Source organism: Kitasatospora sp. NEAU-CNBT7 (assembly GCF_057220535.1).
Window position 1 is genome coordinate 1 of the sequence record NZ_JBXQQB010000047.1, and the last position, 19692, is coordinate 19692.

Genomic DNA, 19692 nt, shown 5'->3' on the forward strand with positions numbered 1-19692 from the left:
GCCGCACGGGCGGGTCGGGTCAGGTGGTGGCCGGTGGGGCCGGGGGGCCGAGTAGGCGGTTGACGAGGGTTTCGGGGTAGCCGGTGGCCGGGGGGTCGATGCCGAAGATGACGCGGACGTAGAACGGGGCGAGGAGCTGGTCGAAGATGTCCTCCAGGGGCGGGGGGTGTTCGCCGCGGGCGGTGGCCCGCTCGCGGATGCTTTCGATGGAGCGCACGCGGCGCCGGAACTGCTCACCGCGGTCGCTCTGTGCGTCGGGGTTGGTGGGCATGGAGAGGGCGACGGCGCGGATGAGGACGCGGCCCTCGGGGGTGCGGATGCTGTCGACGCTGGCCCGGGCCCAGGCGGTGAGGTCGCCGCGCAGGCTGCCGGTGTCGAGCAGGGGTGAGGTGCGCTCGAGGCGGGTGGTGACGACGTCGGCGAGCAGGGCCTCCCGGCTGCCCCAACGCCGGTAGACGACCGTGTGGTTGACGCCGGCGCGTTGCGCGATGGCCGGGATGGTGGGTTCGGCCCCGTCGGGCTCGGAGAGCAGGTCGATGACGGCCTGGTGGACGGCCGCGCGGACCTGTTCGGGGCTCCTGCGGATGCGTTCGGTGGGTTGTTTCGTGGTCACCCTCCCATCGTAAGCACAGATGTTTGCTTCTCGCGCCCGGAGGGTCTACAGTTCCCACCACAAGCACAGATCAGTGCTTAACCGATCCAGGGAGACCCCCATGAAGCAGCTGCTGTTCCCCAACAACATCCAGTTCTGGTACGAGACCCTCCGCTCCATGAGCCACATCGCCTACGGCGGCGCCGACTTCGGCGAGGTCGTCGCCACCGGCGAACGCATCACCGAAGGCGACTACGACAGCTGGTACACCGAGTGGACCGCCACCGCCGACCGCGTCCGCACCGAGGCCGACAAGGCCCTCAAGGCCGGCCACCGCATCAGCGCCCGCGACGGCTACCTGCGCGCCTCCAACTACTACCGCTCCGCCGAGTTCTTCCTGCACGGCCACCCCTGCGACCCCCGCCACGACCACGCCTACGACCGCAGCGTCGCCTGCTTCCGCGCCGCCGCCGCCCTGTTCACCCCGGTCATCGAACCCGTCGCCATCCCCTACCAGGGCACCACCCTGCCCGGCTACCTCTACCGCGTCGACGACTCCGGCACCCCCCGCCCCACCCTCATCATGCACAACGGCTTCGACGGCACCGCCGAGGAGATGCACTTCTTCGGCGCCATGGCCGGCGTCGAACGCGGCTACACCGTCCTCGTCTTCGACGGCCCCGGCATGCCCGGCCCCCGCCACCACCAGGACATGGTCTTCCGCCCCGACTGGGAGAACGTCATCACCCCCGTCGTCGACTTCGCCGAGACCCTCCCCGACGTCGACAACAGCCGCATCGCCCTGGTCGGCATCAGCATGGGCGGCATCCTCGCCCCCCGCGCCGCCGCCTTCGAGCACCGCCTCGCCGCACTGATCGCCGTCGACGGCCTCTACGACCTCGGCGAGACCTCCGTGCGCAACATCCCCGGCACCCGCGAGGAGGCCGAACGCCTCCTGCGCGCCGAGTCCGCCCCCGAACTCGACGCCGCCATGGAGCAGATCATGACCAAGGACCCGATCGCCCGCTGGGCGATCAACCACGGCATGTACGTCATGGGCGTCGACACCCCCCGCGCCTTCAACGCCTCCTACCTCGACTACACCCTCGCCGACGGCATCGCCGAGCAGATCCAGTGCCCGACCCTGGTCTGCGACGCCGAGGACGACATGTTCTTCAAGGGCCAGCCCGAGCAGCTCTACGACCACCTCACCTGCCCGAAGACCCTGATGGTGTTCACCGCCGACGAGGGCGCCGGCGCCCACTGCCACCCCGGCGCCATGCGCCTGACCCAGGCCCGCATCTACGACTGGCTCGACGACACCTTCAACGTCAACACCAGTGCTGCCTGAACTACTTGGCGATCCAACACCGCGACGGGCCCGGTCCGCGGACTGTCCGTCGACCGACGAGAGCAGTGGGGAGACAGAAGTGCGTCTGATCGTCGGAATGACCGGAGCGACCGGCTCCGTCCTGGGAGCCCGGCTCCTGCAAGAACTGCACCGGCATCCCGGCGTGGAGACGCACCTGGTGCTGACCCGCTGGGCGCGGGCCACCGTCGAACTGGAGACCGGGATGAGCACCCGCGACGTCGCGGCGCTGGCCGACGTCGTCCACTCGCCCGACGACCAGGGGGCGTCCATCGCGTCCGGCTCGTTCCGCGCCGACGGGATGGTGATCGTCCCGTGCAGCATGAAGACGCTGGCCGGGATCCGCACCGGGTACGCCGACGGGCTGGTGGCCCGCGCCGCGGACGTCACGCTCAAGGAGCGCCGGAAGCTGGTCCTCGTCCCCCGGGAGACCCCGCTGAGCGAGATCCACCTGGACAACATGCTCGCCCTCGCCCGCATGGGCGCCGCCATCGTGCCGCCCATGCCCGCCTTCTACAACCACCCCGCCACCGTGGACGACATCGTCGACCACATCGTGGCGAGGATCTGCGACCAGTTCGGGATCGACTCCACCCGGGCCCGGCGCTGGGAGGGCATGCGGGCCGCCGCCACGCACCCGCGGGCCCTCCAGATGAACTGACGCACCAGGGAAAGGAACCACACCCATGAACCACCCCAAGGACCTCCGTGCGCACCTCGCCGCACTCGACGCCCTCGGCGACCTCAAGCGCGTGCGTCGCGAGGTCAGTTGGGACCTGGAAGCCGCGGCCATCACCCGGCTCTCCTACGAGCGCACCGCCCCCGCGCCGTTCTTCGAGAACGTCAGCGGCGCCGAGCCCGGCTTCCGGCTGATGGGCGCACCCGCCTCGCTGAGCTCCGCACCCGGCAGGCCGCTCGCCCGGGTCGCGCTCTCCCTCGGCCTGCCGCCGGACCTGACGGCCGCCCAGCTCGTGGACACGCTGGCGGCGACCCGGGACCTGCCGCCGGTACCGCCCAAGCTGGTGTCCCGCGACGAGGCCCCGTGCAAGCAGAACGTCCTCCTCGGCGAGGACGCGACGCTGGACCGCTTCCCGGTACCCCGGGTCCACGAGCAGGACGGCGGCCGGTACCTCAACACCTGGGGGATCATCGTCGCGCGCACCCCGGACGGCTCGTGGACCAACTGGTCGATAGCCCGCATCATGATGATCGACGGCAAGCGCATGACCGGCCTGGTCATCCCGCCCCAGCACATCGGCCTCATCTGGCAGGAATGGGTGAAGATCGGCAAGCCGATGCCCTACGCACTCGTCCAGGGCGGCGATCCGGCGATCCCCTTCGTCGGCGGCATCCCGCTCCCCGACGGTGTCGACGAGGCCGGCTTCATCGGCGCCCTGCACGGCGAGCCCGTCGAGGTCGTGAAGTGCGAGCTGTCGGACCTCGAGGTGCCCGCCGGTGCGGAGGTCGTCATCGAGGGCCACCTGTCGGTGGAACGCTCCGCCATCGAGGGGCCGTTCGGGGAGTTCGCCGGCTACGTCCCCGACGAGTCCTCCCACCAGCCCGTCTACACCGTCGAGTGCATCACCCACCGCGATGCCCCGATCTGGCCGATCGTCGCCGAGGGCCGTCCGGTGGACGAGTTCCACACCGTCACCGGGGTCGGCATCGCCGCCGACGTCCTGCAGGACCTGCGCACCGCCGGCCTGCCGGTCACCACGGCCTGGTCCCCGCTGCGCGCGGCCTCCCACTGGCTGGTGCTCACCGTCCCGGCGAACTGGCGCGAACTCCTCCCGGACACCGACTCCCAGGAGTTCGTCCACCGCATCGGCGAGGTCATGGCCGGGGGATCCCGGACCGGGAGGCTCCACGCCAAGGTGTTCGTCCTCGACGACGACATCGACCCCGCCGATGACGCCGACCTGATGTGGGCCCTGGCCACCCGCATCCACCCCACCGACCGGGCCGAGACGTGGAACGGCCCGATCCACCCCCTGATGACCTGCTACCACCACGACGAGCGCGCCACCATGACCGGCCCGGTCGTCCTCCACGACGGACTCCAGCCCGCCCCCGGCCAGGGCCGGATGCCGCACAGCTCGTTCGCCGAGGCCTACCCGGCCCGCATCCGCCGGCTCGTCCTCGACCACTGGGACGAGGACTGAGGAAGCCGGTGGGAGACGTGCCCGAACCGGCGAACGCCGATGACCGCGCGCCTCGGGAACGGCGGGACCGAGCCACCAGCAGCTCTCTCCCGCCGTTCCCGCACCCGGGCGCCGACGTCGATTCCTGGCCGGTGGATCGCCTGTACCTGCTCGCCGGTACCCGTTCGGCGTGCTCGGGAGCGTGGCGGCCGCAGTCGCGCCGGCGGCGCTCAGACGGCAGCCGGGACCCCGAGCTCGGCCAGCAGGCCGCGGATGCGCTGCTCGATCCGGTCGCGGATCGGCCGGACGGCGTCCACACCCTGGCCGGCCGGGTCGTCCAGCTGCCAGTCGAGGTAGCGCTTGCCGGGGAAGTACGGGCAGGCGTCGCCGCAGCCCATGGTGATCACCACGTCGGAGGCCTGCACCGCCTCGACGGTGAGCACCTTCGGCACCTCGGCCGAGACGTCGATGCCGACCTCGCGCATCGCCTCCACCACGGCCGGGTTGACCGTGGCGGCGGGGGCGGAACCGGCCGAGCGGACCTCCACCCGGTCCTGCCCGAGGTGGGTGAGGAAGGCGGCGGCCATCTGGGACCGGCCCGCGTTGTGCACGCAGACGAACAGGACGGACGGGACGGCGGGAGTGTTCACGGCGGGATGCTTCCTCGGTCGGGACGGCACATGACGGCCGTGTCGGGACGGCCGGGTCGGGACGGGAGAGGCGGGCGGGGGCCGGTCAGCGGCCCGCGGTGGCGGCTCGGTGCTCGCCGTGCGGAACGACGATGTCCGCCGGAGCGGGCACGGGACGGCCGAACAGTACGGCGACCAGGACGAGGCCGGCGGCCAGGCCGGCCAGTTGGGCGGCGACGAACGGCAGGACCGAGGCGGGGGCGATGCCGGCGAAGCTGTCGGTGAAGGCCCGGCCGATCGTGACAGCCGGGTTGGCGAAGCTGGTGGAGGAGGTGAACCAGTACGCCGCGCCGATGTAAGAGGCCACCGCGACCGGCGCGAAGTGCGCCCGCCCGGTCCGCGTCAGGCCGAAGATCAGCAGGACCAGGCCGGCGGTCGCCACGACCTCGCCCAGCCACAGGTGCGGGGCCGCCCGGTCATGGGACGACCATTGGACGAGTGGTCGCGCGAACATCGCGTCCGCCAGCACCGCGCCGCCGATCGCCCCCGCGACCTGCGCCGGCAGGTAGGCGGCGGCCTCGCGCAGGGTCGGGCCGCTGCCGTCCCGGCGCCCGGTCCACCACGCCGCCAGGGTCACGACCGGGTTGAACTGGGCGCCGGAGACCGGGCCGAGCAGGACGATCAGCACACCGAGACCGAACACGGTCGCGAGCGAGTCGGCGAGCAGCTGCACGCCGACGTCCTTCGACAACTCGGTCGCCTGGATGCCGGAGCCGACCACGACCGCGACCAGCGCTCCGGTGCCGACGAACTCGACCGCCGTCCGCCGGCCCAGGGGCGCCATCGGTCTCATCCCGTACTCCCCGTGGTGGCCGCGGCAGCCCCGGTCGGAGCCTGGAGCAGGGCGGACAGCCTGGCCAGAGCGGCAGGCAGGACCCAGTAGTAGACCCAGGTCCCGCGGCGCTCGGAGCCGACCAGGCCGGCCTCGCGCAGCACCTTCAGGTGGTGGGAGATGGTCGGCTGGGAGACGTCGAAGGGGCCGGTCAGGTCGCAGACGCAGGCCTCGCCGCCCTCGTGGGAGGCGATCAGTGACAGCAGCCGCAGCCGGACCGGGTCCGAGAGGGCCTTGAACATCCGTGCCAGGTCGACGGCGGCCACCTCGCCCAGCGGCTCGCGGACCAGCGGCGAGCAGCACACCGCGGCGTCGTCCTGCCCGAGGACGACCAGCTCAGATTTCGACATGCATCTATATTGACAGTCATCCAAGTCGGGAGCAAGCTCGCTGTATCGACAGATGTCGAAACAGAATCCCGGACCCGAGGAGAACGCCATGTCCCGCGTTCAGCTCGCCCTGCGCGTCGCCGACCTCGAAGGCTCCGTCGCCTTCTACTCCAGGCTCTTCGACACCGAACCGGCCGAACTCCGCCCCGGCTACGCGAACTTCGCCATCACCGAACCCCCGCTCAAGCTCGTGCTCGTCGAGGGCGAGGCCGGCGAGCCCACCCGCCTCGACCACCTCGGCGTCGAGGTCGAGACCGCCGGGCAGGTATCCGCCGCTGCCGTCCGCCTCCAGGACGCGGGCCTCGCCACCTCCCCGGAGAACGACACCACCTGCTGCTCCGCACGGCAGGACAAGGTCCGGGTGGCCGGCCCCGGCCGGGAACCCTGGGAGGTCCACGTCGTCAAGGCCGACGCCGAGGCCCCGGGCAAGGCCCCCGCTGCACCCGCCACCTGCTGCGCCCTCGACGAGCAGGCGGCCGACCCCACCCGCCAGGCTGCCACCGACTGCGACTGCGACTGCGCCTGCTGACAGCACGGTCGTGACGGCCGCGCCGATGACGCCGAAGTGGTCCGGGGGGAGCCTCCGCCCGGGGTCTCCGCCGGCGACCTCCGCGGGAGGCCCGGGCGGGTCAGCTCTCGTGCGGTGGGGCGGCGGCGAGGAGTTCGCGCTTCACGTGGTCGTAGTCGGCCCGGGCCTGCGGGTCGCCGCGATGGTAGTCGGTCCAGAAGCCGGGGCGCTGCCAGCGGGCATCGGCGAGGCGGGTGCGGCCACCGGCGATGGCCAGGGTCCAGCCGGGCGGTATCCCGGTGTCCACCGTCTCGAAGGAGACGGGGTCCCATTCCAGTCCGGGGTCCGGTGAGTCGGGGCCGAGCACCCGGATGTAGCACTGGTCGTCGTCGGTGACCAGCTCCAGAACCGGGTAGACACCACCCACCCGGATCCCGCCGAACTCCGCGACGGGGTGGTCGCCGTCGGGATGGATGATCTCCAAGCATCTGACTCTCATGCGTGGCAGTATCGCCCGGCCCGGCCCGGCCCGGCCCGGCCCGGCCGACAGCCGCCGCCGCGGACCGAACCCGCCGGAACGGGACGGGATGGGACGGGACAACTGTGCTGGTACCGCCGGTGGTTGAGCCCGGATGCCGCCGGCTCACCAACGGGACCTCCGCTGTGCTCCCTCGCCCGACCGCCCGGGTCCGGGCCGAGCAGCTACGGCGGCAACACCCCGACGACACCCCCGGGCGGTCACCCGGACGGCGGTGCCCGGATTGACGCCCCCACCGGCCGGACCGAGGCTGGCAGATGGCGAAATCCACCGGACCGAAATCCATCGGACGGCGAGCCGGATCGAAGCCGCGGCGGGACCACCCCGCGCCGGGTACCCGACCCACCGGACCCACCGGACCCACTTGACCCACCGGACCGGCGGCCGGACCACAAGTGGGGGACACGAGCCGGTGCGGCGGGGCCCAGCCGTCGCGGACCGAGAGGAAGCGGCGTCGGCGATGTCGGACGAACAGGCCGGACGGATCGCGAAGTTCATCGAGCCGCTGCGGGTGCAGCCGGGTACGCGGGTGGATCTCGCCCGTGACTTCGACCCCCGCTACAAGGCGCGGATGAAGAAGCGGGACGGAGCCGGGCTGCTGCATTCCGGCGTCGGACTGCTCGCCGAGTACCAGGCGAGGCTGGCCGCCCAGGACACCTTCGGCGTACTGCTCTGCCTCCAGGCGATCGACGCGGGCGGGAAGGACGGGACGATCCGCCACGTGATGAGCGGGGTCAACCCCCAGGGCGTGCACGTCAGCAGCTTCAAGGTGCCCTCGGCGGAGGAGCTCGACCACGACTACCTGTGGCGCTACGCCTCGCGCCTGCCGGCCCGCGGGGACATCGCGATCTTCAACCGGTCGCACTACGAGGAGGTCCTCGTGGTGCGGGTGCATCCCGAGAACCTCGACCGCCAGCGGCTGCCCCGGGAGGCGAGGGGGCCCGATGTCTGGGCGCGCCGCTACCGGGAGATCAACGACTGGGAACGCTATCTCTGCGACAACGGGTTCAGGGTCGTGAAGGTCTTCCTCAACCTCTCCGAGGAGGAGCAGCGCACCCGCTTCCTGAAGCGGATCGACCTGCCGGAGAAGAACTGGAAGTTCTCGGCGGTGGACCTCCGCGAGCGCGAGCGGTGGGACGACTACCAGGACGCCTTCTCCGAGATGCTCTCGGCCACGAGCACCCCGTGGGCGCCCTGGTACGTGGTGCCGGCCGACCGCAAGTGGTTCGCGCGGATCTGCGCCGCCGCGGTGCTCGCCCACACGCTGATGGAGATCGACCCCCGGTACCCGACCGTCGGGAAGAAGGCCCGCAAGGAACTGCGGGCCGCCAAGCAGCTGCTGGAGCGTGAGGCCCCCGAGGGCGCCGCCCGCGACCCGTACGCGGACGGGCACCGTGGCTGACCGCCGCAGGGGCGGACCCACCGGGAGGAACGGAACCGTCCCCGCGGTCGGGCGGATCATCCGGTCCGGGGCGCGGCAGGCCGTCCGACGCCGGCGGCCGGTGCCCTGACACGCGTCGGCGGTGCCCTGACGCGCGCCGCCGGCGGGCGACGGGCGGCGCGCGGGGTGGCAGTTCGGCCGCGCGGGCCGGGTTTCCCGCAGGTCAGGCACCTGCTCGGTGCTCCGTCAGGTGGCGTAATGCCGCGGCAACGATAAACCCGCCGGTACGGCCCTAGGGTTCAGGTCGAACCAGCCGCCGACGCCCGGAGCAGCGCCGATGACCAGCGAGAACACCGTCCGTCCCGGCGCCCGGAGACTGCGGGCCGACCGGGCCAGGCAGGTGGCGGACGTGCTGCGGCAGCAGGTCCTGAGCGAGGTGTTCGGCCGCGGTCAGCTGCCCCACGAGGAGCAGCTGGCGGAGGAGTTCGGTGCGTCCCGCAACACCATCCGGGAGGCGCTGGACCTGCTGCGCGGCGAGGGACTGGTCCGCCGGGTGCCCGGTTCGGGGACGCTGGTGGTGGCGGACAAGGTGCCGCACGGGCTGAACCGGCTGCAGGGCCTCGCCGAGACCCTGCACGAGCACGGCGAGGTGACCAACGAGGTCCGCTCGTTCGGCCCGGTCCGCGCACCGGGCCCGGTGGCCCGCCGGTTCGGCCTGCCGGAGGGCGCGGACGTGGTGTACGTGGAGCGGCTGCGGCGGCTGAACGGGCTGCCGCTCTCGCTCGACCTGACCTACCTGGTCCCCGACATCTGTGCCGGGCTGGACGCCGCCGACCTGGTCCACCAGGACGTCTTCCGGCTGATCGAGGAGGTCGCCGGCCTGCCGCTCGGCCGGGCCGACATCACCCTGGAGGCGGTCAACGCCGACCCGCACTCCGCCACCGTGCTGGAGGTCCCGCGCGGCGCCGCCCTGCTGATGCTGGAACGGCTCACCACCCTGGCCGACGGCCGCCCCGTCGACCTCGAGTACATCCGCTTCCGCGGCGACCGGATCACCATGCAGGGCCGGCTGCTGCGCGACCTGACCTGAGGGACCACGCCCATGGCGCTCGCCGACCACCGCACCGACGTCCCCGTGACCATCGACGCCTCGCTGTGCATCGACGGCTGCACGCTCTGCGTCGAGATGTGCCCGCTGGACTCGCTGGCCATCGACCCGGACACCGACAAGGCCTACATGCACGTGGACGAGTGCTGGTACTGCGGCCCGTGCGCCGCCCGCTGCCCCACCGGCGCGGTCACCGTCAACATGCCCTACCTGCTGCGCTGAGGACTCATCAGATGACCCGGACCACCCGGACCACCCGGACACCCCTGACCACCCGAATACCCCTGCCCGCGCGGACCACCCGGACACCCGCGACCACCAGGCCGCTCGGCGCGCTGCTCGCCGCCGCCGCCCTGACCGCCGCCACCGCCTGCACCTCCGCGAGCGCCTCCGGCGACACCGTCGAGGTGGTCGTCGGCTACCAGTCCAAGACCATCAACACCGTCACCGCCGGCACCCTGCTGCGGGCCCAGGGCTACTTCGAGCAGCGCCTCGCCGAACGCGGCCGGCAGGACGGCCGGCACTACAAGGTCACCTGGCAGGACTACGACTCCGGGGCCCCGATCACCGCGCAGATGCTCGCCGAGAAGATCGACATCGGCTCGATGGGCGACTACCCGCTGCTGATCAACGGCTCCCGCGCCCAGGAGGCCGGCGGTCCCGGCACCCGGCTGGTCTCGGTGACCGGATACAACCTGCTCGGCGCGCTCAACGGCGTCGTGGTGCCGAACTCCTCGCCCGCGCACACCCTGGCCGACCTCAAGGGCCGCAAGGTCTCCACCTCGGTCGGCTCGGCCGCCGACGGCACCCTGATCCAGGCGCTCGCCAAGGCCGGGGTCGCGGAGGGCGAGATCCAGAAGCAGAACCAGCAGCCCGCCGTCGGCGCCTCCGCGCTCAAGGCCGGCAGCGTCGACGCGCTGGCCCAGTTCGTCGCCTGGCCCGGTGCGGTGGTCTTCGCCGGCGACGGCCGGCTGCTGTACGACGGCGCCGCACTGGGCCGCCCCACCCTGCACGGGGTGGTGACCCGGCAGGCGTACGGCAGCGCGCACCCCGAGGTCGTCCAGGACTTCCTGCGCGCCCAGGCGGACGCCACCCGGTTCCTCGCCGAGCACCCGCTGGACGCCAGCCGCAAGGTCGCCGGGGCGACCGGCCTGGCACCCGAGGTGGTCCACCTCTACAACGGCCCCGGCGGCATCGCCACCTTCGCCACCCCGCTGGACCCCGCCCTGCTCGACGCGCTGCGCCAGGACGTCCCGTTCCTGAAGTCCGTCGGCGTGCTGAAGGCACTCGACCTGGACCGTTTCGTCGACCCCTCGTACCAGGCGCAGGCCGCGCTGCCGGCCGTCGAACCCGCCCGGATCACCGGGACCGACCCGGTCTGCGGCCGCCCGGTGCAGGACCCGAAGCTCGCCGGCGAGATCTGGTACGACGGCGAGGACACCACGCGGCCCGCCGCCGACCCCGGCTGCCTGCTGCGCGCGCTCAGGGCCGCCGGCGCCGCCGGGCCCGCCGGGAAGAAGGTCCGCGCCGCGTACGTACCGGACGCCGCGACCGGGACCCGCTGGTTCGCCGACAAGGACCGGTGGGTGCAGGACGGCCCCGCCCTGCTGCCGTTCACCACCGAGGACGGCGCCGGGGCCTACCTGGCGGCCCACCCGGGCGCCCGGCAGCTGACGTACCGGGAAGCGCTGGCCGCGTCATGACCCTGCGGCGGCGGCTGGTGCGGGTGGCCGCACTGGCCGGGTTCCTCGGACTGTGGCAGCTGCTCACCTCGCAGCGGGTCCGGTGGTGGGTGCGCTTCGACCACCTGCCGACCGCCACCCAGGTCGCCCAGGTGTTCTGGCAGCAGCTCGGGACCGGCCCGTACTGGCAGGACCTGGCGGACAGCCTGCGGCGGATCGGCAGCGGGTTCCTGCTGGCGGCCGTCCTCGGCGTGGCCGTCGGGACACTGACCGCCCGCTCGCGGACGGCGGCCGACCTGCTCGGGCCGGTGCTGGAACTGATCCGCCCGATCCCGGCGATCGCCCTGGTACCGGTGGCCATCATGCTCTTCCCGGAGAACGAGCAGGGGATCGTGTTCATCACCTTCGTCGCGGCCTTCTTCCCGGTGACGGTCGCCACCCGGCACGCCGTCCGGGCGGTACCCCCGCTCTGGGAGGAGGCCGTCCGCACGCTCGGCGGCGGACGCGGCCGGGTGCTGTGGAGCGTCGTCCTGCCGGCCGCCCTGCCCGGCGTGGCCGGCGGCCTGTCGGTGGGCATCGGCGTCGCCTGGATCTGCGTGATCTCCGCCGAGATGGTCTCCGGGCAGTTCGGCGTCGGCTACCGGACCTGGTCGGCGTACACCGTGCTGGACTACCCCGGCGTCTTCGTCGGGATGGCCACCATCGGGCTGCTCGGCCGGGCCACCTCCGGCGCCGTCGAACTGCTCGGCCGCCGGCTGACGGTCTGGCTGCCGCCGCCCGGCCCGCGGACCCGCACCGACCCCGGACCCGACCGGCCGGCCACCCGGCCCGAACCCGTGGAGGCGGGCGTATGACCGTACGGCTGACGGCGCGCGGACTGAGCGTCGGACACCCCGGACGGCCGGTGCTCGGCGGCGTCGACCTGGACATCGGGCCGGGGGAGGTGCTGACGGTGGTCGGCGCCTCCGGCGGCGGCAAGTCCACCCTGCTGCGGACCCTCGCCGGCCTGCTGCCACCCACCGGCGGCGACCTGCTGGCCGACGGCCGGCCGCTGCGCGGCCCCGGCGCGGACCGGGCGCTGGTCTTCCAGGACGACGCCCTGCTGCCCTGGCGGACCGTCCGCCGCAACATCGAACTCCCGCTCACCATCAGGGGAGTGCCCCGCACGGGACGGCGGGCACCGGTGGACGGCTGGATCGCCCGGGTCGGGCTCGCCGGACTGGAGCGACGGCTGCCGCGCGAACTCTCCGGCGGCCAGCGCCAGCGCGTCCAGCTGGCCCGTGCGCTGGTCGGCGCACCCCGGGCGGTCCTGATGGACGAGCCGTTCGGCGCACTCGACCCGCAGACCCGCGCCGCGATGCAGCAACTCCTGCTCACCGTCCGGGAGCAGGAACGCTGCACCGTCGTGTTCGTCACCCACGACGTCGACGAGGCCCTGCTGCTCGGCGACCGGGTCGCCGTCCTCGGCGGCGGGACCCTGACGGCCGTCCACGAGGTACCGCACCCCCGCGACCCCGCCGCCCGCGACCAGCCGTCCGTCCTGGCGCTGCGCACCCGGATCCTCGCCCAACTGTAGCCACCGGCAATCCCGTTCACCCCTTCCGAGAGGATTCACCGGTATGGAGATCCCCGACCTCGCCGCAGCGCGACGGCTCGGCTGCGACGTCCTCGTGGTCGGCGGCGGCACCGCCGGGTCGATGGCCGCGATCAGCGCGGCGGAGGCCGGCGCCGACGTCCTGCTGCTGGAGAAGGCCCACGTCCGGCACTCCGGCGCGCTCGCCATGGGCATGGACGGCGTGAACAACGCCGTCATCCCGGGCCGCGCCGACCCGGACGACTACGTCGCCGAGATCACCCGCGCCAACGACGGCATCGTCGACCAGCGCACCGTCCGGCAGACCGCCACCCGCGGCTTCGCCATGGTGCAGCGGCTGGAGCGGTACGGCGTGAAGTTCGAGAAGGACGCCGCCGGCGAGTACCAGGTCCGCCAGGTGCACCGCTCCGGCAGCTACGTGCTGCCGATGCCGGAGGGCAAGGACGTCAAGAAGGTGCTGTACCGGGTGCTGCGCCGGCGCCACCTGCGCGAACGGATCACCATCGAGAACCGGGTGATGCCGGTCCGGGTGCTCACCGCCGGCGGCCGGGCCGTCGGCGCGGCCGGATTCGACACCCGCAGCGGGGAGTTCGTCACCGTCGAGGCCGGCGCGGTGGTGCTCGCCACCGGCCCGTGCGGGCGGCTCGGACTGCCCGCCAGCGGCTACCTCTACGGCACCTACGAGAACCCGACCAACGCCGGCGACGGCTACGCGATGGCGTACCACGCGGGCGCCGAACTCAGCGGCATCGAGTGCTTCCAGATCAACCCGCTGATCAAGGACTACAACGGCCCGGCCTGCGCCTACGTCGCCAACCCGTTCGGCGGCTACCAGGTCAACCGGCACGGCGAGCGCTTCGTCGACTCCGACTACTGGTCCGGGCAGATGATGGCCGAGTTCGCCGCCGAACTGGCCTCCGACCGCGGCCCGGTGTACCTGCGGACCACCCACCTGCCCGAGGAGACCATCAGCGCCCTCGAATCGATCCTGCACACCACCGAACGCCCCAGCCGCGGAACCTTCCACGCCAACCGCGGCCACGACTACCGCACCCACGACATCGAGATGCACATCTCCGAGATCGGCCTGTGCGGCGGACACTCGGCCAGCGGCGTCTGGGTGGACGAGAACGCCGCCACCACCGTCCCCGGCCTGTACGCCGCCGGAGACCTCGCCTGCGTCCCGCACAACTACATGATCGGCGCCTTCGTCTTCGGCGACCTGGCCGGCACCCACGCCGCCACCGACCGGCCGCCCGCCCGCGCCGCCCTCCCCGAGGACCAGATCGCCGCCGCCCACGAACTGATCTACCGTCCGCTGCGCCACCCCGACGGACCCCCGCAGCCCCAGGTCGAGTACAAGCTGCGGCGCTTCGTCAACGACTACGTCGCGCCGCCGAAGACCGGCGCCCGGCTGACCGTGGCCCTCGACCACTTCGAGCGGATGCGCGGCGAGATCGCCGCGATCGGCGCCCGGACCCCGCACGAGCTGATGCGCGCGGTCGAGGTGGACTTCATCCGCGACTGCGCCGAAATGGCCGCCCGTTCCTCCCTGGCCCGCACCGAGAGCCGCTGGGGCCGCTACCACGAACGCGTCGACCACCCCGAGCGGGACGACCGCCGCTGGTTCAGCCACCTCAACCTGCGCAAGGACGCCGACGGCGCAATGGAATTCCTCACCCGCCCGGTCGCCCCCTACCTGGTCCCGGTCGACGGCCTGGAGCCCCCCGACCTCCCGGTGACCGTACTCGGCACCCTCCAGCCGCCCCCCGTCGGCCGCACCGGCGCCACCCCGACCGCCCGGCCGACCGAGCGGCCCGCCACCGCACCCGCCTCCCCCCGGCTGCTCGAACTCCTCGAACTCGCCGACCAGCAGCCCGCCCTGGAGCGGCTGGCCGCCTACCTGCACGACCCGGCCCCCGAGGTCCGGCGGACCGCCGTGGCCGTGCTCACCGAGGCCGCGCCGCCCGGAACCGGCGCGGCGCTCGCCGCCGCCCTCCACGACACCGACCGGCAGGTGCGGGCCGCCGCCGTCGCGGGACTCCGCGAACTCGCCGAGGTACTGGACGGCTCCCTCGGCGCCCCCCTCACGCACGCCGCCACCTCACCCGACCCGGCGGTACGGGCGGGCGCGCTGGACCTGTCCCGCGCCCTGCGGACCGGATCGCCCGCCCTGTTCGCCGCCGCCCTCGCCGACACCGAGATCCCGGTCCGGCTGCAGGCCGTCCGCGGGCTGGTCGCGCTGGGCGCCGCCACCGCCCTCGCAGCAGCCGCCGCGGACCCGGCCCGCGAGGTCCGGGTCGCGGTCGGCGAAGGCCTCGGCACCATCGGCGACCCCACCACCGCACCCGCGCTGGTCCTGCTCGCCGGGGACGGGGACCCGCTGGTGCGCGCCGCCGCGCTCACCGGCGCGGCCGGGATCGGCTGCCCGCCGGAACTCGCCGCCCGGGCCGCCGCCCCGGACCCGGCGTGGCAGGTCCGCAAGGCCTCCGCCGCCGCCCTCGCCGCCGCCGGGCTGCTCCCGCCGCTGCGCACCCTGCTCGACGACACCGGCGCCGACGTCCGCAAGGCCGCCGTCCGCGCCCTCGCCGCCTTCGCCGCCGACCCGGACACCGCCGCCGGCCTGCGCGAACGGCTCGCCGACGCGGACGCCGACGTCCGCGCCTACGCCCGGCTCGCACTCAAGGGAGTGAGCGAGCGTCAGGACGGATCGCGCGGCCCGGCCCCCCGGATGCGGACCCCCGGGGGGTAGCCCCACCGGGGGCCGGGGGCCGGGGGACAGCGGGATCGCCCCGGACCGCGCACCGGCCGCGCCGCCAACGTCGCGATCACCGTCCAGCCCGCCGACGAGGCGGGCCTGAAGCACCTCACGGCGGTGGTGGACCGGGCCCTGTGCGCGTGACCCGCGCCCACCGGCGGTGGTAGGACGGTCATGCCGGGCGGGCCGCCCGGGGACGAGGAAGCGGGACCGGATGTTCATCGAGGTACTGACCCACCGCCACGCGGGAGCCCACCGGCGCGCCCTGACCGGCGAGTTGATCGCCGTCCACGAGGAGCTGAACCACCTCCTGGCGCGCACCAAGGGGAGGCTGGCCAGGGATGTGTGGGCCGACAGCGCCGCCGAGCTCGACCGGTGTACGAGCCTCTACCGAAGCGCATGGGCACGCTTCGCCACGGCGGTCGGCAACGACTACCCGAAGGACTCGGTCACCCCGCCCCCACCCTCGCTGGGCCCCGAGACGACACAGGCCTTCCAGGCAGCACTGGACGGGCTCCGGGCCGCGCTCGGCACCATGCGAACGGAGGCCCGCCGGCTCGGCCAGGAGAGCTGGGTGCGCTGAACGCATCGGTGGACGCCTACGTGGGGCCGCCCGGCGCCCGGGGCCGCCTCGTCACCGCCGTCCGTCTCGCCATCGGAACGGCACAGCTCGGTCTCGACCGTCTCACCGAGGCCCGCCGATCCGTCGACTCCGCCCTGGCCGACTGCCGGGCGGGGCTGGGTCCCTACCATCACCGGATGCTGGAGGCCGGAACCCTGGACGGCAGGGTCCTCGCCGGCCAGGGCAGCACCGCCAAGGCGGGCGACGTGCTCACCCGCAACGAGCAGCCTGGCTGGAGCACTTCGGCGCGGACCACCCGCACATCCGGGCCGCAGAAGGCGCCCTGGCAGCCATCGGCCGGTCTGTGTCCGCCCCCGGTCAACGGCCACCTGCCGGTCCGGGTGCGCAACCTGGCGTACCGGCTGGTGCTCCTGCAGCGGCCGGACGAGCCGGCGCTGATGCGGGAGGCCGCCCTGAGCCTCGAGCTGTTCGGTCCGGACCGGGACGACATCGCGGCGGACCTCGGGCGGCGGGCCGACGACCTGGACGGGCGCCGCAGCGACCGGCGGGAAGGGCCCGGCCACGCCGTACCACCCGCATGATCAACCCGTTGTGGTGGCGTCCGGAACCGACCACCTAGGCTGGCGGTGCTGGTGGGGCGCACGGTCCCACCCGTGGGAACCACCGAAGGGACCACCAGATGCCGGCCGACTCCGCCGCCACCGACTCCGCCGCCACCCCCGGGGCCGCAGGCCCCGGGATCGGACGGTTCGGGCTGGGGACGGCCGCCGTCGGGCGTCCCGGGTACATCACGCTCGGCCGCGACCTCGACCTGCCGTCCGATCGCAGCGTCCAGGCGATGCGCGAGCGGACCCACGCGCTGCTGGACGCCGCCTTCGCCGCGGGCGTGCGGTACTTCGACACGGCCCGCTCCTACGGCCGGGCCGAGGAGTTCGTCGCGGAGTGGCTGGCCACCCGGCTCGCCCCGAACCTGACGGTCGGCAGCAAGTGGGGCTACACCTACACCGCCGGCTGGCAGGCCACCGGCGTGCCCGTGCACGAGGTCAAGGAGCACTCCACGGCGGTGTTCGACCGCCAGATCGCCCGGAGCAGGTCGCTGCTGGGCACGTCCCTGGACGTGTACCTGGTGCACTCGGTGACGCCTGACAGCCCCGCCCTCACCGACCCCGCGCTGCACGGACGGCTCGCCGCGCTGGCCGCCGAGGGCGTCCGGGTGGGCCTGTCCACCAGCGGACCGGCCCAGGCCGACACCGTCCGCGCGGCGCTGGAGGTGACGGTCGACGGACGGCCGCTGTTCGCCGCCGTCCAGAGCACCTGGAACGTCCTGGAGACCTCCGCCGGCGCGGCGCTGGCCGAGGCGCACGCCGCCGGCTGGCTGGTCGTGGTGAAGGAGGGCATGGCCAACGGCCGCCTCGCCGACCGCAACGCCACCGGCCCCGACACCGGGGCGCTGCGCGCCTGCGCCGCCCGTACCGGCGCGGCCTGCGACGCCGTCGCGCTTGCGGCGGTCGCCGCCCAGCCGTGGGCGGACATCGTCCTCAGCGGCGCCGCGACCATCGACCAGCTCACCTCCAACCTCGCCGCCGCGCACCTCCCGCTCACCCCGGAGGACCTGGCCGCACTGTCCGCCCTCGCCGAACCCGCCGAGGCGTACTGGCGCACCCGGTCCGCCCTGCCCTGGGCCTGACCCTGGACCTGAGGGTCAGGTGGTGCGGCGCAGCGCGCCCGGCGCGCGCAGGTCGGCCAGGGTCGGGTAGCCGTCCACGGCCATGATCAGGTCGGCCTCGGCCAGCAGGGTGCGCAGCACGTGGACGATGCCGTCCTCGCCGCCGATCGCGAGGCCGTAGGCGTACGGGCGTCCGACGCCGACGGCGGTGGCGCCGAGGGCGAGGGCCTTGACCACGTCGGCGCCGGAGCGGACCCCGGAGTCGAAGAGGACGGGCAGGCCGTCGGCGGCCTCGACCACGCCGGGCAGTGCGTCGAGGGCGGCGAGGCCGCCGTTGGCCTGGCGGCCGCCGTGGTTGGAGCAGTAGACGGCGTCCGCGCCGCCGTCCTTGGCGCGGCGGGCGTCCTCGGGGTGGCAGATGCCCTTGAGGATGATCGGCAGGTCGGTGAGCGACCGCAGCCACGGCAGGTCGTCCCAGGTCAGCGCCTTGGCGAAGATCTGCGCCCACTCCAGTACGGCCGCCTGCGGGTCGTCCTCGGGTGCCTTGGCGAGGCGGGCGCGGAAGACCGGGTCGGAGGTGTAGTTGGCCAGGCAGTGTCCGCGCAGCTGGGGGAAGTTGGCCGTGGCCAGGTCGCGTGGGCGCCAGCCGGTGACCCAGGTGTCGAGGGTGACCACGATGCCCCGGAAGCCGACCGCCTGCGCGCGGTGGACCAGGCTCTCGGCCAGTGCCCGGTCGGTCGGTGTGTAGAGCTGGAAGAAGCCCGGGGTGTCGGCGAGTTCGCCCGCGACCTGTTCCAGCGGGTCGACGGTCAGGGTGGAGGCGACCATCGGTACGCCGGTGCGGGCCGCGGCCCGGGCGGTGGCGAGGTCGCCGTGGCCGTCCTGGGCGCACAGTCCGACCACCCCGACCGGGGCCAGGAACAGTGGTGAGGGCAGCCGCAGCCCGAACAGGTCCACCGACAGGTCGCGCCGGGCCGCGCCGACCATCATCCGGGGCACCAGTCCCCACCGCCCGAACGCGGCCACGTTGGCCCGCTGGGTGGACTCGTCGCCCGCCCCGCCCGCGACGTAGGACAGCACCGACGGCGGCATCGCCGCCCGCGCCCGCTCCTCCAGCTCCGCGAACACCATCGGCATCGTCGGCAGCACACCGGCGAGCCCGTTCAGGTAGATCTCGTTCTGGTAGTCGCCGTACTGCGCTCCGAACACCGGATCCATCGTGTGCCCCGCCTTCCGGAGGCCGCCCCGCCCCGGGACCCTCCCGGCCGGCGGCCCACCCCCCAACCGTGCCCACCGCCGGCCCTTCCCACCCCGCCGACGTTCCCGCCCCTTGGGGCCGTGACCCCGCCCGGCCCGGAACGGTTAGCCGCACGGGTACCACCGAAGCGTTACGAGCCGTTGGGCTGCCGGACCACTGGGCGTCCGACGGCGCGGACCCGTCGGGGGCTACGGTCTGCCGCACAGGAAGGTGGTCACATGCCGAAGGACGCACGAAGAGTGGCCGACTACGAGGTCTGGCACGGCGATTCACTGGTCGGGACCTTCTGGGACGTCCGGCGCGACCCGGCCGGGACGGCGTGCCGCTTCGTCCCCGGGCGCGGCTGGGACGGGGTGCGCCCGCTGTTCGCCGCCCAGGACGAGTGGCGCCAGCAGTCCTTCTGCGAGTCCATGGCCTGGGCGCCGACGGCGGTCCGCAGGCTCGGGGTCGAGCTGCGGCCGGTGGGCGGCGGCGCGTCGATCCGCCCGGGGATGATCTACATCGCCGACGGCCGGGCGAACTTCCGGGACTGACCGCGGGCGGCCGCCCGGCCACCTACCGGTTCGGCCGCCCGCCCGTCCGGTTACCGTCCGGCCGCCCGCCC

21 protein-coding genes are annotated in these 19692 nt (G+C 73.7%); 15 read left to right on the forward strand and 6 right to left on the reverse strand.

The genetic code is table 11. The features are described from left to right. Positions 1 to 19: 19 nt before the first annotated feature. The gene (locus tag AC2TEW_RS35045) at positions 20 to 613 is read right to left on the reverse strand and encodes a TetR/AcrR family transcriptional regulator (RefSeq protein ID WP_484621174.1); all 594 of its coding nucleotides are present in this window, start codon (positions 611 to 613) and stop codon (positions 20 to 22) included. A gap of 100 nt (positions 614 to 713) precedes the next feature. On the opposite strand from AC2TEW_RS35045, the gene AC2TEW_RS35050 reads away from it, so the two are divergent. From AC2TEW_RS35050 to AC2TEW_RS35060, 3 genes are read left to right on the forward strand one after another with little or no spacing between them, the layout of a single operon-like run. Next, a complete protein-coding gene (locus AC2TEW_RS35050) occupies positions 714 to 1943 on the forward strand; it encodes an alpha/beta hydrolase family protein (protein WP_484627298.1) in 1230 nt (409 codons plus the stop codon). Beyond that, positions 1933 to 2622, forward strand: a complete 690-nt coding sequence (locus AC2TEW_RS35055; protein ID WP_498041435.1) for a non-oxidative hydroxyarylic acid decarboxylases subunit B — start codon at positions 1933 to 1935, stop codon at positions 2620 to 2622. The genes AC2TEW_RS35050 and AC2TEW_RS35055 overlap by 11 nt, the downstream gene beginning before the upstream one ends. A 25-nt stretch (positions 2623 to 2647) precedes the next feature. Beyond that, positions 2648 to 4123, forward strand: a complete 1476-nt coding sequence (locus AC2TEW_RS35060; RefSeq protein WP_484627300.1) for a UbiD family decarboxylase — start codon at positions 2648 to 2650, stop codon at positions 4121 to 4123. Between the two features lie 209 nt (positions 4124 to 4332). Here AC2TEW_RS35060 and AC2TEW_RS35065 read toward each other — a convergent pair whose 3' ends face one another. The 3 genes from AC2TEW_RS35065 to AC2TEW_RS35075 form a co-directional block, all read right to left on the reverse strand. Then, positions 4333 to 4752: an arsenate reductase ArsC gene (locus AC2TEW_RS35065; protein WP_484627301.1), complete on the reverse strand. Its 420-nt coding sequence runs from the start codon at positions 4750 to 4752 to the stop codon at positions 4333 to 4335. Positions 4753 to 4837: 85 nt separating this feature from the next. After that, positions 4838 to 5584, reverse strand: a complete 747-nt coding sequence (locus AC2TEW_RS35070; protein WP_484627302.1) for an aquaporin — start codon at positions 5582 to 5584, stop codon at positions 4838 to 4840. Further along, the gene (locus AC2TEW_RS35075; protein WP_484627303.1) at positions 5581 to 5973 is read right to left on the reverse strand and encodes an ArsR/SmtB family transcription factor; all 393 of its coding nucleotides are present in this window, start codon (positions 5971 to 5973) and stop codon (positions 5581 to 5583) included. The genes AC2TEW_RS35070 and AC2TEW_RS35075 overlap by 4 nt, the downstream gene beginning before the upstream one ends. A gap of 88 nt (positions 5974 to 6061) precedes the next feature. Between AC2TEW_RS35075 and AC2TEW_RS35080 the strand changes: the two genes are divergently transcribed. Next, positions 6062 to 6541, forward strand: coding sequence for an ArsI/CadI family heavy metal resistance metalloenzyme (locus AC2TEW_RS35080; RefSeq protein WP_484627304.1), 480 nt, complete (start codon positions 6062 to 6064; stop codon positions 6539 to 6541). A gap of 100 nt (positions 6542 to 6641) precedes the next feature. Here the strand turns inward: AC2TEW_RS35080 and AC2TEW_RS35085 are convergent, their stop codons facing one another. Then, complete coding sequence (locus AC2TEW_RS35085) at positions 6642 to 7019, reverse strand: dephospho-CoA kinase (protein WP_484627305.1); 378 nt, start codon at positions 7017 to 7019, stop codon at positions 6642 to 6644. A gap of 499 nt (positions 7020 to 7518) precedes the next feature. Here AC2TEW_RS35085 and AC2TEW_RS35090 point away from each other — a divergent pair, with 499 nt between their 5' ends. The 10 genes from AC2TEW_RS35090 (at position 7519) to AC2TEW_RS35135 (ending at position 17851) form a co-directional block, all read left to right on the forward strand. Further along, the gene (locus AC2TEW_RS35090) at positions 7519 to 8460 is read left to right on the forward strand and encodes a polyphosphate kinase 2 family protein (protein ID WP_484627306.1); all 942 of its coding nucleotides are present in this window, start codon (positions 7519 to 7521) and stop codon (positions 8458 to 8460) included. A 316-nt stretch (positions 8461 to 8776) separates the two neighbouring features. Then, positions 8777 to 9529: a GntR family transcriptional regulator gene (locus tag AC2TEW_RS35095; protein ID WP_484627308.1), complete on the forward strand. Its 753-nt coding sequence runs from the start codon at positions 8777 to 8779 to the stop codon at positions 9527 to 9529. A gap of 12 nt (positions 9530 to 9541) precedes the next feature. After that, the gene (locus tag AC2TEW_RS35100) at positions 9542 to 9769 is read left to right on the forward strand and encodes a 4Fe-4S dicluster domain-containing protein (protein WP_345706369.1); all 228 of its coding nucleotides are present in this window, start codon (positions 9542 to 9544) and stop codon (positions 9767 to 9769) included. Positions 9770 to 9780: 11 nt separating this feature from the next. Continuing rightward, the gene (locus tag AC2TEW_RS35105) at positions 9781 to 11250 is read left to right on the forward strand and encodes an ABC transporter substrate-binding protein (protein ID WP_484627309.1); all 1470 of its coding nucleotides are present in this window, start codon (positions 9781 to 9783) and stop codon (positions 11248 to 11250) included. After that, positions 11247 to 12083 (forward strand): ABC transporter permease, encoded by an 837-nt coding sequence (locus tag AC2TEW_RS35110; protein ID WP_484627310.1) that lies wholly within the window; start codon positions 11247 to 11249, stop codon positions 12081 to 12083. Before AC2TEW_RS35105 ends, AC2TEW_RS35110 begins: the two co-directional genes overlap by 4 nt. Further along, a complete protein-coding gene (locus AC2TEW_RS35115) occupies positions 12080 to 12805 on the forward strand; it encodes an ABC transporter ATP-binding protein (protein WP_484627311.1) in 726 nt (241 codons plus the stop codon). The genes AC2TEW_RS35110 and AC2TEW_RS35115 overlap by 4 nt, the downstream gene beginning before the upstream one ends. Positions 12806 to 12848: 43 nt before the next feature. Then, the gene (locus AC2TEW_RS35120) at positions 12849 to 15575 is read left to right on the forward strand and encodes a fumarate reductase/succinate dehydrogenase flavoprotein subunit (RefSeq protein ID WP_484627312.1); all 2727 of its coding nucleotides are present in this window, start codon (positions 12849 to 12851) and stop codon (positions 15573 to 15575) included. A gap of 220 nt (positions 15576 to 15795) precedes the next feature. Beyond that, positions 15796 to 16164 (forward strand): hypothetical protein, encoded by a 369-nt coding sequence (locus AC2TEW_RS35125; RefSeq protein ID WP_484627313.1) that lies wholly within the window; start codon positions 15796 to 15798, stop codon positions 16162 to 16164. A 176-nt stretch (positions 16165 to 16340) separates the two neighbouring features. After that, positions 16341 to 16745 (forward strand): hypothetical protein, encoded by a 405-nt coding sequence (locus tag AC2TEW_RS35130; RefSeq protein ID WP_484627314.1) that lies wholly within the window; start codon positions 16341 to 16343, stop codon positions 16743 to 16745. Positions 16746 to 16843: 98 nt separating this feature from the next. Continuing rightward, entirely contained in the window at positions 16844 to 17851 is a 1008-nt protein-coding gene (locus AC2TEW_RS35135; RefSeq protein ID WP_484627315.1) for an aldo/keto reductase, read from the forward strand. Positions 17852 to 17866: 15 nt separating this feature from the next. Here AC2TEW_RS35135 and AC2TEW_RS35140 read toward each other — a convergent pair whose 3' ends face one another. After that, on the reverse strand, positions 17867 to 19048 hold the full coding sequence (locus AC2TEW_RS35140; protein WP_484627316.1) for an alpha-hydroxy-acid oxidizing protein: 1182 nt from the start codon (positions 19046 to 19048) through the stop codon (positions 17867 to 17869). 258 nt (positions 19049 to 19306) lie between these two features. Between AC2TEW_RS35140 and AC2TEW_RS35145 the strand changes: the two genes are divergently transcribed. Beyond that, a complete protein-coding gene (locus AC2TEW_RS35145; protein ID WP_484627317.1) occupies positions 19307 to 19621 on the forward strand; it encodes a hypothetical protein in 315 nt (104 codons plus the stop codon). The last annotated feature ends 71 nt before the right edge of the window (positions 19622 to 19692 follow it).

Bases quoted from the DNA above. Each gene is read 5' to 3' on its own strand.
- AC2TEW_RS35050 (WP_484627298.1), top strand. From the start codon at position 714: ATGAAGCAGCTGCTGTTCCCCAACAACATCCAGTTCTGGTACGAGACC.
- AC2TEW_RS35060 (WP_484627300.1), top strand. From the start codon at position 2,648: ATGAACCACCCCAAGGACCTCCGTGCGCACCTCGCCGCACTCGACGCC.
- AC2TEW_RS35070 (WP_484627302.1), bottom strand. From the start codon at position 5,584: ATGAGACCGATGGCGCCCCTGGGCCGGCGGACGGCGGTCGAGTTCGTC.
- AC2TEW_RS35075 (WP_484627303.1), bottom strand. From the start codon at position 5,973: ATGTCGAAATCTGAGCTGGTCGTCCTCGGGCAGGACGACGCCGCGGTG.
- AC2TEW_RS35080 (WP_484627304.1), top strand. From the start codon at position 6,062: ATGTCCCGCGTTCAGCTCGCCCTGCGCGTCGCCGACCTCGAAGGCTCC.
- AC2TEW_RS35085 (WP_484627305.1), bottom strand. From the start codon at position 7,019: ATGAGAGTCAGATGCTTGGAGATCATCCATCCCGACGGCGACCACCCC.
- AC2TEW_RS35090 (WP_484627306.1), top strand. From the start codon at position 7,519: ATGTCGGACGAACAGGCCGGACGGATCGCGAAGTTCATCGAGCCGCTG.
- AC2TEW_RS35095 (WP_484627308.1), top strand. From the start codon at position 8,777: ATGACCAGCGAGAACACCGTCCGTCCCGGCGCCCGGAGACTGCGGGCC.
- AC2TEW_RS35100 (WP_345706369.1), top strand. From the start codon at position 9,542: ATGGCGCTCGCCGACCACCGCACCGACGTCCCCGTGACCATCGACGCC.
- AC2TEW_RS35105 (WP_484627309.1), top strand. From the start codon at position 9,781: ATGACCCGGACCACCCGGACCACCCGGACACCCCTGACCACCCGAATA.
- AC2TEW_RS35110 (WP_484627310.1), top strand. From the start codon at position 11,247: ATGACCCTGCGGCGGCGGCTGGTGCGGGTGGCCGCACTGGCCGGGTTC.
- AC2TEW_RS35115 (WP_484627311.1), top strand. From the start codon at position 12,080: ATGACCGTACGGCTGACGGCGCGCGGACTGAGCGTCGGACACCCCGGA.
- AC2TEW_RS35120 (WP_484627312.1), top strand. From the start codon at position 12,849: ATGGAGATCCCCGACCTCGCCGCAGCGCGACGGCTCGGCTGCGACGTC.
- AC2TEW_RS35125 (WP_484627313.1), top strand. From the start codon at position 15,796: ATGTTCATCGAGGTACTGACCCACCGCCACGCGGGAGCCCACCGGCGC.
- AC2TEW_RS35130 (WP_484627314.1), top strand. From the start codon at position 16,341: ATGCTGGAGGCCGGAACCCTGGACGGCAGGGTCCTCGCCGGCCAGGGC.
- AC2TEW_RS35135 (WP_484627315.1), top strand. From the start codon at position 16,844: ATGCCGGCCGACTCCGCCGCCACCGACTCCGCCGCCACCCCCGGGGCC.
- AC2TEW_RS35140 (WP_484627316.1), bottom strand. From the start codon at position 19,048: ATGGATCCGGTGTTCGGAGCGCAGTACGGCGACTACCAGAACGAGATC.
- AC2TEW_RS35145 (WP_484627317.1), top strand. From the start codon at position 19,307: ATGCCGAAGGACGCACGAAGAGTGGCCGACTACGAGGTCTGGCACGGC.